Origin of the sequence: Nonomuraea lactucae, assembly GCF_003313395.1 — a bacterium.
GTDB classification, from domain to species: domain Bacteria; phylum Actinomycetota; class Actinomycetes; order Streptosporangiales; family Streptosporangiaceae; genus Nonomuraea; species Nonomuraea lactucae.
In genome coordinates this window covers 1-12481 of sequence record NZ_QNFZ01000253.1, presented here as the reverse complement: position 1 = coordinate 12481, position 12481 = coordinate 1, and the positions used below count along the sequence as shown (strand labels likewise).

Sequence of the window (12481 nt, the reverse complement as noted above, 5' to 3'; positions counted from 1 at the left end):
CACCCCGACGGACCGACCCCACTCCCCCACGCCACGTTCGCCACGACCGGCCCCGCTTCCCGACGCCCGGCACCTGCTTCTAGGCCCTCGACCCCCGCCACTCCGACCGGATGCCACGCGTCCCAGCGCCTCGCCGCAGGGTGGGCGACGCCGGGCGGCAGCCGGATCGGGTGCGCGGAAAATTCCTCAGGCAGTGCCGGGCTGAGCGGATCGAGCCGCCGTCACCCGGCCGGGCAAGGTCGTAGCTGAAGAGGTGCGGTCAGGCACCCACAAGATGTGGCGGCCCGTACAGCGGCCCCGTACAGCGCCGCCGTCCAGCACCGCCCCCGTACAGCGGCGGAGAGACCGCCGAGATCCTGGACGTCCAGGACTCCGCCGGGCTCCCTACCGCCGCCACTGGTGGGGCGGATCACGCCAGGTCCGGCTCCCGGTCTCGGGATGGTCCCGGCCGGTCTTCCTTCCGCGCTGCCAAGATGATGAGTGCCCCGGAGACGATCCCGGCGAAGAACGGGGATGGCACAAGAAGGACGCCGCCTAACGCACACCAGGTCGCGAGACCCCAGCCGATTCCGGCGGGCACAGCCACTCCACGTCCGGCGAGGTGCCATGTCAGGCAACCCAGGAGAACAAGGGGCACGGCGAAGCTTCCCGGACCGGCCCAGAAGGTGACCTTGTTCTGAAGGGACTCCACCGTCTGAACGGCGGCCCCGTCTGTCAGTTGGAGCGGGACGGCTGCCCACAGCCCCCGATCCACCCAGCCGGTAATGTCCTCCCAGGCGGCGAGCGCCAGCAGGGACAGGTGCCCCGTGCCCAGCACGAGCATGATCCCGCTCGCCCAGCGGAGCAGCCGCTTTCTGGAGTTCATCGTGACGTCCCTTCTTGATACTCCGCCTCCGCGTGGTTGCGGTCGCGCCACGCTCGTTCCCACTGCCGGGTCAGGGCTGGGTAGACGATGAGGTATCGGAAAGGCGCGATGGCGGCCATGTAGAGCCGCCCGAACCATCCGTTGGGCTTGACGAGGACGGCCATCCGCAGCTCATGGTCGCCGTTCGCTCCATGGACCCAGCCGAGATGCATCAGGGTGTGCACGGTCTGGTTCGCCAGCTCGCGTGCGGCCTCCATGTCGAGTTCGTAGACCGCTTTGAGTGGCATGCTCTCGTTGTCCGGACCGCGGAAAGCGTCGCGGACGTCGCTGGGCAGGCGGTCGCGGAGCGAGGCGACCCGCTGTTTCACGAGTCCGCCGGTAGCCCGCATCGCCGCGAGCATCGTCGGGAAGTCGTCGGGCCCGGCTCCGGGCGTGCGGAACGACCACACGTCCTCGACCGAGAAGTCACTCGCGAGTTGGTGGATGCGCCACGGGTGGGAGGTATGGGCGGTCTTCGACAATCTCACGAGAGCTCCCTTTCCGCCATCATGGCCATCAGCGTCATCTGGTCCAGCTCGGGTGTGTTGGAGGGGTCGCGTTCGCGGTAGCGGCGGTGGATGTTGACCACGATCCGCTCGGCGTCCAGCCAGGTGGCGTACTCGCCGAGGTCCACCGTCTCGGCCGCCTCGAACGCGGCGATGATCTGGACCTGGTCGCCCAGCGACTGGTTGCCGTGGGTGTGGTCGCCGTTGGCGTGGGTGATGACGGCGCGGGTGAGAGGGTGCCGATCAGTGATCGCACGCATGGCGCCGAGCATCTCGGCCGTCAGCGGCAGGTCGAACAAGGTGTCGACCAGAAGGGAGGCGCCCTCGCCCGCGACCAGGCCCGCGTTGCTCCGGCCGTACCCGCCGTCGGGCAGCAGCCAGGCCCACACACCCGTGCCGACCTCGTGCAGGCCGCGCGTGTAGGGCAGTTTGGACGGTGCGTGGTTCACGCGCGGGCGTGGAGGCCGCCGGTCGGGGTTGTGCCGGGGCGTCAGCGGGTACGGCGCGTCGGACGCGCGGACGGTCTGGCGGGTACGGCCCAGCCCTTCGACCGTCAGCTCGACGACGTCGCCGTTCCGCAACCAGCCGGGGAAGGCGGCCGGATCGGTGAGGGACAGGTGCTCGATGAGGCAGCAGCCGGGCACCGTGCCCGAACCGAACACGTCACCGGGCAGCAGATCCACACCGCGCGAGGCGTAAGAGATGACATCGCCGAAGCTCCAGTCCATGGCGTCGGTACGGCCCGAGCCGATGGTCCTGCCGTTGACCTTCGCCTCGACCCGCAGGGCGAGCCTCCCGTCGCGGCGGTGGGGCTCCAGCTCGTCCGGGGTGACCAGGAACGGCCCGAGCGTGGCCGCGCCGTCCTTGCCCTTGGCCTGGCCGATCGCCAGCGGGGTCTCGCGCAGTTGCAGATCGCGCGCTGACCAGTCGTTGTAGATCGTGTAGCCGATGATGTGCTCCTCGGCCTGCTCCGGGGTGAGGTCCCGGCCGCCCGGGCCGATGACGGCGGCGATCTCCAGCTCGAAGTCGAACCACGCGCTGCCTGGCGAGATCGCCACATCGTCGTGCGGGCCGACGATCGTGGAGGGGCAGGCGAAGTAGAAGGCAGGGATCTGGTACCAGGCGTCCTCGAGCGTGCGGGGCGAGCCGGTGGCCTGCCGGCAGTTGCGCATGTGGTCCAGGAAGCACAGGCAGTCGCGGACCGAGGGCGGGCGCGGAGTCGGCGCACGCAGCCTGGCCTCCGCCAGCGGAACCGTCCGCGCCGCCGACGCCAAGGCCGCCTCCCCGGCCGCCCGCAGTCCCCCCGCGCCCCGGCCGATGAGCTCGACCAGGCTGACGCCCTGGGCGACGGGGTGGATCCGGTCCTCGCCGATCACCCCCACGCGGTCTCCGGCGTCCGTCGCATAGGTCACCCAACGCAATGGAGAACCTCCTCGTTTCTATGTTGGCCAGCATAGGCTATATCGGTCAACATTCGCTCTGTCGATCGGCATACCTGGTTAGATGGACCGCATGGCCACGCGACGCGTCGAGAGGACTCATGAGAGCCGCCGGCTGCTGGTGGAAGCCGCCGCCGAGCTCTTCGCCGAGAAGGGATACCGGCAGACGAGCTTCATCGACATCGCCGACAAGGCCGGCATCAGCCGCGGCTCCATCCCCTGGCACTTCGGCAACAAACTGGGCCTGCTGGAAGCGGTGGTCGACGATCAGCTCCAGGCCGTGCTGACCGGGTTCGCCTCGGCCGCCGGGGAGCGCCCCGGTGATCCGCTCGACCAGGTCATGGGCTTCGTCCGCCTGCCTGTCACGCGTCTGTTCATCACCCTGCTCGCCGAGGCCGTGGAAGTCGACTCGCCGATCCGCGAGCACTACGCGCGGCTCCACGCGGCACTCCGGCAGGCCGTACAGGCCCGAATACCGGCAGAGGCGCTACCTCCGGGAACGGCCCCGGAGGCGTTCACGGTCCTGCTGGTGGGGGCCGTCATCGGTGTTCACGCCCAGTGGCGGGTCGCTCCCGAGGCGGTGGACCTCGATGCCGTCCACGCCACGGTCCGCGCCCTGCTGCCCGGGCTCGTACACGATTTTTGAGCTACCCCAGCTCCCCCGTGCGGGCCACCCTCAGTGGCCGCACTCAGTGGCCGCCTCCTTGCTGGACGCCCCCTCACCGGCCCCTACTGCGGGTATCCCTTAGAGGTCGCGCCGATAGGTGACGGTCATCGGCGTCGATGGGTCGGGCGTGCCAGCGGTGAGTGTGCCAGGCGCGGCGGATCAGGTTACGGACGGTGATGATGGCGTCGGCGAGGTCGAAAAAGGCCTCCACAACTTGCGCCCGTCGTTCGTAACAGCGGGCCAGGCGGGTGAAGGCGTTATGCCAGGCGTTCGTCCGCTCGATATGCCAGCGCGCTGTCGCGCCTGATCGCCCGCCTGGAGCGGGCCGGGCTGGTGAGCCGGTGCATCTGCCAGGCCGACCGCCACGGCATCTTCGTCTGCCTCACCGGCGAGGGCCGCGCCCGCCACGCCGTCGCCACGCCCACCCACCGCGCCGTCTGGCCTCGGTGCTGGGCGACTACGCCCAGCCGGCTGAGCGCGGGCACCCGGCTGGCGACCACGCCCAGCCGGGTGCCCGCTGCGGCCTCGTCACGACCTCCGTCTGAGCCTGCCGCCGAAGTTTCTCGCACCGCCCTGGCCTGCGCGTATGCCGGGCGGCTGACGGCGTCCGGCGAAACAAGACTGTTCTTCGCGGATTTTCCCGCGCATGGTTGTCGGCGTCCCCAAACCACGCTGACAGGAGATCCACCATGGCCGAGACCGTCCCGCTGCATCTCGCGGGCAACAACGCGCCAGTCGCGGAGGAGCTGACACTGGAGCCCGCCAAGGTGACGGGCGAGGTCCCCGCTGAGCTGTCGGGCCAGTTCTTCCGCAACGGGCCCAACCCGCGCACCGGCTGGTCGCCGCACTCCTTCGCGGGCGACGGCATGATCCACACGATCGCGCTGGACGGCGGTCGGGCGCGCTGGTACCGCAACCGGTACGTCCGCACGCCGCTGTACGAGCACCCCGGCGAGTCCCGGTTCGCCCTCGCCTTCGATCCCGGCACGGGCCGGATCGACTACCGGGTGACCACAGCCAACACGCACCTGATCGCGCACGCGGGCAGGCTGTTCGCGCTGGAGGAGGGCGGCTTCCCGTACGAGGTGACGCCCGACCTGGCGACCATCGGGGCCTACACCTTCGACGGGGTGCTGGAGACACCGATGACCGCGCACCCGAAGACCTGCCCGATCACCGGCGAACTGCTGTTCTTCGGCTACCGGCTGCGCCCGCCGTACCTGACGTACTACCGCGCCGACGCCGCGGGGAAGGTGGTGCAGACACGGGTGATCGACATGCCGCGGGCGACGATGATGCACGACTTCGCCGTCACCCGCGATCACGTGGTCTTCCTGGACCTGCCGGTCGTCTTCGACGCGGCCCAGGCCGCCGCCGGTGCACCGCCATGGCGCTGGGACGACGCCCACCAGGCCAGGTTCGGCGTCCTGCCCCGCACGGCCGGCGACGACGCGCCCGTACGCTGGTTCGACATCGCGCCGTGCTACGTCTGGCACACCATGAACGCCTTCGAGGACCCCGCCACCGGCACGATCACGGTCACCGGCACCCGGGTGTCGTCGATGTGGCGCGGCGGCCCCGAGGACGTCGACGGCGGCCTGCCCAGGTTGCACCGCTGGACCCTGGACCCCCGCACGGGCACGGTCGCCGAGGCCCCCATCGACGACGCGCCCAGCGAGTACCCGCGTGTCGCCGACAGCGCGATCGGGCTGCCGCACCGCTACGGCTACACCACCAGCTTCGCTCTGGAGGCCGAGCCGGAGCGGTCGGAGATCTACGCCTACGACCTGGCCGACGGCGGCGTACGGGCGGTGCACCGCTTCCCGGCCGGGCACACCTGCGGCGAGGCGGTGTTCGTGGCGGCGGGCGCGGCAGGGGAGAACGACGGCTACCTGATGACCTTCGCCCACGACCGGGCCACCGACCGCAGCTATCTGGCCATCCTGGATGCCGCCGACCTGGCTGCGCCGCCACTGGCCGAGGTGTATGTCCCGGTCCGCGTCCCGGCCGGCTTTCACGGCAACTGGATCCCGGCCTGAGCATTGGGGGTACCGTTCGCTGCTCTCAGTGATCCTCAGCTTAAAGGCCGCGCGGATAGGTGACGGTCATCGGCGTCGATGGAGTCGAGCGCCCCAGCGGTGAGTGTGCCAGGCTCGGCGGGTCAGGTTACGGACGGTGATGACGGCGTCGGCGAGGTCGAAGAATGCCTCCACGACCTGCGCTCGTCGTTCGTAACAGCGGGCCAGGCGGGTGAAGGCGTTATGCCAGGCGTTCGTCCGCTCGACTCCGTGCCTGTGTTACGTCTGAACCCGATCACACACGCCTATCCGCGTGACCCCTTAAAGCCCTCCCAGCAGAGCGCGCGTGACTCCTCCCCGCGCCCATGGCAGTGGAAGAGGTTCTTATGCGAGGAGAGCAGGGAAAGGGAGCTGAAGCCGCAGAACGCGACGCCCCCAGGCTGATGGCTGACCGAGAATGAGTTCAGCAAGCAGCGCAGTTACGAGTGTGATTACCTCGAAGAGCGTGCACCAAAGCCGAAACCGCAAGGGCTTTCCCTTGCGGTTGTTGCGCTTTGAAGCCGCGTGCATGACTCCATGGTGTCTCATCGGCCGGGTGCACGCGCACAGATTCAGTTCAGTAGTTCAGAGAATTCATCAACACCCTGCTGGTTCAATCCGTCCTGAAGGACCCCGTCTAGCAGCAGCGCCTGACGGACGCCGACAAACGCGGCCTTTCGCCCCTGTTCTGGTCCAACGCCAACCTGTACGGCACGATCGACCTTGACATGGGCCGCCGCCTCGACCTCGGCCTGGCGGCGTGACCGACCCCGCTACCCTCGATCACGGGTTGAGCGGCCCGGCCTCATCCCGCGGTGAACGCTCCGGCCCTCGTCACACGGAGGCCGCAGCCGCGGATGGGGCGCTTGTCAGGCCGGGTCGCCGTTCACCGGAATGTCCAGTATGGCTTGTGCGGCGGATTTACATGTGAAGCTCAGAGGTGGGCTCGAGCACGACCACCGGGATCTGCCGCTCGGTGTAGGTCGCATAGTCGGCGTACGGCTTGTACATCGCCACCAGTCGTCCCCACAGCGCCGCCCGCTCCTCGCCTTCGGCGAGGCGTGGACGGACCCGGCGGCGTTCGCCGCCGGGCAGTTCGACCTCGGTGGTCGCCATCGCCATCAGGTTGTGAAACCACGCCGGGTGGGCGTCTACGCCGCCCTTCGACGCGACGATGACCAGCCGGGGTGTGTCGTCGAGGTAGAGCACCGGGTTGGTCCGGGCCTGTCCGGACTTGCGACCGACATGGTTGAGCAGCAGCACGGGCGGGCCCAGGAAGGTGCCTCCCAGCTTGCCCCGCGTCGCGCGGAACAAGAACTTGTGCAGGCGCGCCATCTGACGCTGGAGTTTCCAGTAAGGGGAGGTGGGCGGAGGAGGAGGCTTCGGCATTCGCGTCATACTGGCAGACACTGGCATCTGCCGTCAACTGAAAAAAGGCAGAGCATGACATTTGGCAGGCGGTGTTGCCATGGCGTACTCTGGCGCCGTGGACAAGCCCGGCTTGCGCGAGCGGAAGAAGCAGCGGACACGCGAGGCGCTGATCGACGCCGCCTACTCGATGTTCTGCGCCAACGGCTTCGACGCCACCACGGTCGACCAGATCGCCGAGGCGGTCGAGGTCTCGCCGCGGACCTTCTTTCGGTACTTCACCTCAAAGGAGGACGTCGCGCTCTCGCTCGCGGACGAGCAGATCACGACGACACTGGAGGGATTCGCCGCGCAACCGGCCGACCTGCCGGTGCTGATCGCGATGCGGCGGGCCGCAGTCGAGGTCGCACGGGCCTACGAGAGCGAGACGACCGACTCGGACCGGGTCCGCTACCTGCGCATGCAGGACCTGATCTCGGCCAGCCCGGCCTTGATGGCCGCGTGCGTCGAGCGGGCCGCTGCCCGGCTCGACGAGGTCGCGCGGCTGATCGGCGTCCGGATGGGCGTCGACCCGGCAGTTGATCCGCGGCCGTATCTGGTGGCTTCGGTCACGCTGTGCGCGGTGCCGGCGGCGGTCAACGCGTGGCGCGCCACTGGCCGTGACGCGCCGGACTCCGAGCTGATCGGGCAGGCGTTCGGCCTGCTGTCCGCCGGCCTTGACCACCCGGCCGACCTAGCCTGATCAGCCCTCCGCTCGCCGGGGCTACCCGGCGAGCGGAGGGCCTTATTGGAACCGTCTGAATACCTGCCGTAGGCGATGTGTCTGGATCGGGATGCCGCTCTTGACTACCCGCAGACGAACCTTGCTGGCGGTGCGACAGGCGACGCCGTCACCTCGCTTAAACCGGCTCGCCGAGGTCATGGGTAAGCCAGCCGGGCGTATCGAAGCGCACGGGCTGTGCATCCACCATTGCTGCCAGCTGCGTCTCGAGGTTCTCGAGTTCGGCGATGCCGATCTGCTGGGCCCACTGATCGCGCAGCTCGTCGAATATCGTCTCGCCTTGTCGCAGCATGTCGAGGCCGAGCGCAGTGATTTGCAGGCGTTTGCGGCGGGCATCGAGCGGGTCCGTGTCGCGGGCCACGTAGCCGCGCTCCTGCAGCACCGCGATGGTCTTCGCCGCTGACTGCTTGGTGATCGACAGGCGACGGCCTAGTTCCGAAGCGGTGTCGGCGCCCGCGGCGATTGCCCGGATGGCGAAGTCATGGACGGGGCGCACGTCCTCGTGGCCGCGCCGGGCCAGTTCTGCGGTCGCGGCGTCCACGAGTGTGCGGAAGCCCCCGAGCAGCAACAGCGCGAGATCGGCGCCAGAGCGAGACATGCGAGAAGACTATTACACCGCCTGGACGAACGACAGCCATGGTGTCTATTATTAGACAGTCAGGGTGTCGAATTTTGGGGAGAGATATGACCGTCACACCAGCCGGCCGCACGGTTGCGGGGATCACCCACCACCGCGCCGAGGTCAACGGTACGACTCTGCACTATGTCGCCGCGGGAACCACCGGGTCGCCGATTCTTCTGGTCCACGGGTTCCCGGAGACCTGGTGGGCTTTCCACAAGCTCATCCCGCTGCTCGCGACCGGCCACCGCGTCTTCGCTGTCGACCTGCGCGGCTTCGGCGACTCGGACAACAAGCCGGGCGAGTACGACAGCACGGCCTCGGCTGAGGACCTGCACCAGCTGATCGCGCACCTCAATGTCGGCCCCGTGCACCTGACTGGGCAGGACATCAGCGGGGGGACTGTTTTCCGCCTAGCCGCGACCCAGCCTCAGGACGTGCTCAGTTTCACCGCCATCGAGATGGGTCTGGCCGGGTTCGGGCTGGAAGGACTGGCCGACGTCACCCACGGCGGAGCCTGGCACATCGGCGTCCTCGCCGCGCCGGGCATCCCCGAGATGCTGCTCGCCGGCCGCGAACGCGAATTCCTCGGGCAATATGCCTTCCCGGCCATGACCGCGGTCCAGGGAGCGATCACCGCGACCGACATCGAGGAGTTCGCCCGCACCTACTCACGCCCTGATGGCTGGCGCGGAGCGATCGGTCTGTATCAGTCGATGCTGCGGGAAGGCGCCGAAATCAAGACTCTCGCGGAGACTCGAGCGCTGGGGGTACCTGTGCTCGCGGTCGGCGCCGGCGGAGGCCCCTTCACGTCCGGCACCATGTCTCAGGTCACGTCGACGGATATCAGCGCGGTGTCCCTCGACGGCGTGGGCCACTACGCCGCAATGGAGGCCCCCGAAGAATTGGCGAAGGCCATTCTCGGCTTCGCGGGAAGCGTCGACGCCGCCTAATGGGAGCTTCCAACGTGTCGCCCGGCCGAGCTGGACGGCGGTGACCGGGCCGTAGGCGGTGAGCAGGTACGGGGTTACGTACGCCCCGGCGGCGGCGGACGGCGAACCGGGCGGACACGATCCGCTGAGGGCCGGTGTGACAGATAATGCAACTTCTGTGTCACACAACGCCATCGAGTCCGTCCAGCTGGGCGCGCACCGCAGCGGTCAGCGAGTGGTGGTTGCCCAGGATCCGCTCACAGTCGGCCAGTGTCCGCTTCAGCAAGGGGACGGCTCGGCCGAAGCTTCCCACCGCTCTGTAGACATAGGCGAGGTTGTTGCGGGCGGTCAAGGTGTCGAGGTGGTCGTTGCCCAGGATCCGCTCGCGATCAGCCAGCGTCCGTTCGTAGAGGGGAATGGCCCGGCCCAAGTTCCCCACTTGTCGGTAGGCATGCGCGAGGTTGCTACGGGAGGTCAGCGTGGTGGGGTGGTCGTCGCCCAGGACCCGCTCGCTGTCGGCCAGTGTCTGTTTCAGCAGGGGGACGGCTCGGCCAAAGTCGCCTGTCGTCCGGTAGGCCTCGGCGAGGTTGTTACGCGAGGACAGGGTGGTGGGGTGGTCGTCGTCGAGGATCCGCTAGCAATCGGCCAGTGTCCGCTCCAGTAACGGGATGGCTCGGCGCAGGTCCCTTGCATCAAGGTAGGCGTTGGCGAGGTTGTTGCGCGAGGACAGGGTGTCAGGGTGGTCGTTCCCCAGGATCCGCTCGCGGTCGGCCAGTGCACGCTCCAGCAGGGGAACGGCCCGGGCAATGTCGGCAAGCTCGATCAGGAATCGGCTTCCCTAGCCGCGCAGTATAAGTAGGCGCTGTGGGATGCCGGACGCGTAGGTGAGGGCATACAGGGCGTCGGTCTGTTCTAACAGGGTCTCGACGGAAGCTCGCGCGGCCCAGACGTAGGCACCGTGCGGGATGCGGGTGTTGAACACCTCCAGCAGGGCGGCTGATTCCCGTCGTTGGAGGGCATGGCGCTCATGTCCGCTCGATGGTCACATCGCCGCCCACACCGTCGATCTGGGTGATAGAGCCACCGACCTGTGCCCCGATGACCCGCTGCTCGCCGGGACTGGAAGGCGGCTCACTGGCTTCCCAGCGGCGGAAGCGGAGACGGGCATCCCCGCATTCGGCGTCGTCTCCGTGAGACTGGTCGCTGCGGCTGAAGGGATCGGAGCAACGGTTGTACGCAGGCGAACGGCTTCGGTGACGCCACGGATCTGGTCGATGTTCCCGCTGGTCGTGCCAGCCTCTACGACTTGACCGTCTGACTCGGCAACTGTGACCGGCGCTGCCGTGGTCGGGTCGGCACGCCGCCGGTTCCGCCAATACGTGATCAGAGTGCAGGCCGCGGCAAGTGCCACCGCAATACCCGTCCACGACCAGCTCCACTGGCCTTCGTCGAGGATCTGGTTGCAGGCCACCGCGATTCCGACGGGCAGTACCACAGCTAGCGCGCGTCCGATCCACCGAGTCACAGCCGATGTTCTCGCTGTCATGCCGCCATCCTCGCGCCATAAGGACCCTTGCGATGATCTGCCGGATTTGGAATTCGGATCGGGGCCAGGCTAGCCGCGCCATGGTCCGGCGCGCTGCCGGAACCGATGGGAGAGCGGCGGCGATGACAACGTTTGGGGCTGTTGGGGCGTCTGGTCAGTATCAGAGGTAACTGTTGTAGAAATCCCGAATGGACTGGGCGATCCGGCCGGTAGCTCGCTGCGGTACGCCGGTCGGACCGTCTCTGCCGGAGTCGTACGCCAACAGCGCCTCCGAACTCCAGCAGGCACCGGACCGTTCAGACCGACTCGGCAAACCTCACTGCGGGAAACTCCTCGCCGGTTACGGTGCTGGCATGCTGGTGCGCTTGCTGTGGAAGCCTCTTCCCGAGTCGTGGCCGGAAGCGGCGCCCCAGCGGCCGACGGGTCTGCGCGGCCTGGTCGCCTGGATCCGGGAGATGGCCGTGGGCGTGTCGCAGGACGACGACGTCGAGCGGCGGGTGCGGCGGGGGGCGATGCAGGCGATCGTCCGTGAGGCCTTCCAGCAGACGGTGACCGAGTAGGACAGTGAGCATCGCGGGCCGACTGCGTTCGCTGAGGTGTGGAAGGCCCGTCTGGCTGCTCTCCTGGCGCAGGAGACCGTCGAGGTGACGGGCTGGGGCGAGATCACGATCGCCGAGCTGGACACCGATCTGGGGTGGAGCCTGTACGAGGCGGCCAGCCGTGCCCGAGCAGAGGTGATCGCGCGGGCCGTCGCCACGCCCGGCCGTCGTCGAGGGGCGGATGACGGGCCGACCGTGTCGTCTGAGTTCTCGATCGCCGCCGATGGAAATGGTTCGCTCGGGCGTGTCCAGTATGCGATCTGCGAGCCCTGCGGCGTCGGCCTGCTGAAGAAGATCAGCTTCTCGCCCGAGTGGCACTGTTGCGGGTTCGGCACGCTGTCCCTGCGCGCGCTGGAGACCCGTCACCCGGGCCTGACCTGGTACACCACAGGGCAGTACGCGCATGCCCAGGGCTTTTATCAGCGATACCGGCACGCAGCGACAGCCCCTGGACCGCCAATCAGCGCCCCTGCCCGCACTTTTGACAGCTCGAGCGCCACTGCCGGCGTCAGTCGCGGGCCCGTGACCGGTGAAGGATTGGACGCACGGTCCTTCCGGCCGGGGAACTGGGCGCGCTTGCGGGCGCGTGGCGCTATGCGGGGATGCGGAGCTCGTGGCGTACGCGGTGGCGGAACTGGCGCACGTAGGTTTCTGCGTCCCACGGGGCCAGCGCGTGGAGGAGGTCGTTGACGTAGGTGAGCGACCGGGTGGAGGCGACGCGGGAGAGAATGTCCACGGCGCGGTGCCCGTGCTGGAGTCCTTCGTCCAGACGGCGGGCTTGCAGGTGGGCGGATCCGACGATGGCGTTGCGCATGCCAGCCGAGCGCGTGTAGGTGAGGGCGGGCATGGTGGCCATCGCCTCGAACCGCATCACCATGTGCGGCATCTGCAGGTCGCGGTGGATCTCGGTGGCATCGGCGGCCAGCCGGGCGTGGGTGAAGAAGTCGATCCAGGAGGGGTCGCCGTCGTCGGGGTGGGCTTGGCCGAGCAGGGTTTCGGACTGGGCCAGCGCCAGAGCGGCGGCCCGGCGGGCGTGGGCGCGTCCGTGCCGCCGGGCGGCGCG

Annotated in this window: 14 protein-coding genes and 2 pseudogenes; 5 read left to right on the top strand and 11 right to left on the bottom strand. The window is 68.5% G+C overall.

Translation table 11 applies throughout. The features are described from left to right. Nucleotides 1-409: 409 nt before the first annotated feature. Genes DQW85_RS16030 through DQW85_RS16020 form a run of 3 tightly spaced genes read right to left on the bottom strand, consistent with a single transcriptional unit; the run spans nucleotide 410 to nucleotide 2822 of the window. On the bottom strand, nucleotides 410-865 hold the full coding sequence (locus DQW85_RS16030; protein WP_113701105.1) for a DUF6463 family protein: 456 nt from the start codon (nucleotides 863-865) through the stop codon (nucleotides 410-412). Continuing rightward, the gene (locus DQW85_RS16025) at nucleotides 862-1392 is read right to left on the bottom strand and encodes a DUF2867 domain-containing protein (RefSeq protein ID WP_113701104.1); all 531 of its coding nucleotides are present in this window, start codon (nucleotides 1390-1392) and stop codon (nucleotides 862-864) included. The genes DQW85_RS16030 and DQW85_RS16025 overlap by 4 nt, the downstream gene beginning before the upstream one ends. Then, a complete protein-coding gene (locus DQW85_RS16020; protein WP_240197212.1) occupies nucleotides 1389-2822 on the bottom strand; it encodes a fumarylacetoacetate hydrolase family protein in 1434 nt (477 codons plus the stop codon). Before DQW85_RS16020 ends, DQW85_RS16025 begins: the two co-directional genes overlap by 4 nt. A 100-nt stretch (nucleotides 2823-2922) precedes the next feature. Between DQW85_RS16020 and DQW85_RS16015 the strand changes: the two genes are divergently transcribed. Then, the gene (locus DQW85_RS16015; protein WP_113701125.1) at nucleotides 2923-3495 is read left to right on the top strand and encodes a TetR/AcrR family transcriptional regulator; all 573 of its coding nucleotides are present in this window, start codon (nucleotides 2923-2925) and stop codon (nucleotides 3493-3495) included. Nucleotides 3496-3568: 73 nt separating this feature from the next. On the opposite strand, the pseudogene DQW85_RS16010 reads toward DQW85_RS16015, so the two are convergent. Then, nucleotides 3569-3817: pseudogene (locus DQW85_RS16010) on the bottom strand (hypothetical protein); the annotation flags it as partial. Beyond that, a complete protein-coding gene (locus DQW85_RS44530; RefSeq protein ID WP_162795032.1) occupies nucleotides 3774-4085 on the bottom strand; it encodes a hypothetical protein in 312 nt (103 codons plus the stop codon). The pseudogene DQW85_RS16010 and the gene DQW85_RS44530, both read right to left, overlap by 44 nt. A gap of 120 nt (nucleotides 4086-4205) precedes the next feature. Between DQW85_RS44530 and DQW85_RS16000 the strand changes: the two genes are divergently transcribed. After that, the gene (locus tag DQW85_RS16000) at nucleotides 4206-5555 is read left to right on the top strand and encodes a carotenoid oxygenase family protein (protein WP_113701102.1); all 1350 of its coding nucleotides are present in this window, start codon (nucleotides 4206-4208) and stop codon (nucleotides 5553-5555) included. A gap of 66 nt (nucleotides 5556-5621) precedes the next feature. Here the strand turns inward: DQW85_RS16000 and DQW85_RS15995 are convergent. Both DQW85_RS15995 and DQW85_RS15990 read right to left on the bottom strand, forming a co-directional pair. Continuing rightward, a pseudogene (locus tag DQW85_RS15995) lies at nucleotides 5622-5810 on the bottom strand (IS5/IS1182 family transposase); the annotation flags it as partial. 684 nt (nucleotides 5811-6494) lie between these two features. Then, nucleotides 6495-6908: a nitroreductase family deazaflavin-dependent oxidoreductase gene (locus DQW85_RS15990; protein ID WP_205315158.1), complete on the bottom strand. Its 414-nt coding sequence runs from the start codon at nucleotides 6906-6908 to the stop codon at nucleotides 6495-6497. 151 nt (nucleotides 6909-7059) lie between these two features. Here DQW85_RS15990 and DQW85_RS15985 point away from each other — a divergent pair, with 151 nt between their 5' ends. Further along, complete coding sequence (locus DQW85_RS15985) at nucleotides 7060-7683, top strand: TetR family transcriptional regulator (protein WP_113701124.1); 624 nt, start codon at nucleotides 7060-7062, stop codon at nucleotides 7681-7683. A gap of 157 nt (nucleotides 7684-7840) precedes the next feature. Here DQW85_RS15985 and DQW85_RS15980 read toward each other — a convergent pair whose 3' ends face one another. Beyond that, complete coding sequence (locus DQW85_RS15980) at nucleotides 7841-8320, bottom strand: MarR family winged helix-turn-helix transcriptional regulator (protein ID WP_113701100.1); 480 nt, start codon at nucleotides 8318-8320, stop codon at nucleotides 7841-7843. Between the two features lie 86 nt (nucleotides 8321-8406). Between DQW85_RS15980 and DQW85_RS15975 the strand changes: the two genes are divergently transcribed. Further along, a complete protein-coding gene (locus DQW85_RS15975) occupies nucleotides 8407-9294 on the top strand; it encodes an alpha/beta fold hydrolase (protein WP_113701099.1) in 888 nt (295 codons plus the stop codon). 160 nt (nucleotides 9295-9454) lie between these two features. Here the strand turns inward: DQW85_RS15975 and DQW85_RS47645 are convergent, their stop codons facing one another. Both DQW85_RS47645 and DQW85_RS48215 read right to left on the bottom strand, forming a co-directional pair. Next, on the bottom strand, nucleotides 9455-9877 hold the full coding sequence (locus DQW85_RS47645) for a tetratricopeptide repeat protein (RefSeq protein WP_275888207.1): 423 nt from the start codon (nucleotides 9875-9877) through the stop codon (nucleotides 9455-9457). A gap of 30 nt (nucleotides 9878-9907) precedes the next feature. Beyond that, nucleotides 9908-10096, bottom strand: coding sequence for a tetratricopeptide repeat protein (locus DQW85_RS48215; RefSeq protein WP_420819164.1), 189 nt, complete (start codon nucleotides 10094-10096; stop codon nucleotides 9908-9910). A gap of 1076 nt (nucleotides 10097-11172) precedes the next feature. On the opposite strand from DQW85_RS48215, the gene DQW85_RS15965 reads away from it, so the two are divergent. After that, nucleotides 11173-11379, top strand: a complete 207-nt coding sequence (locus DQW85_RS15965) for a hypothetical protein (protein WP_113701098.1) — start codon at nucleotides 11173-11175, stop codon at nucleotides 11377-11379. A gap of 631 nt (nucleotides 11380-12010) precedes the next feature. On the opposite strand, the gene DQW85_RS15960 is transcribed toward DQW85_RS15965, so the two are convergent. Then, the coding region (locus DQW85_RS15960; protein ID WP_476703602.1) for an NsdA family TPR-like regulatory protein at nucleotides 12011-12481 on the bottom strand (471 nt) is incomplete at its 5' end.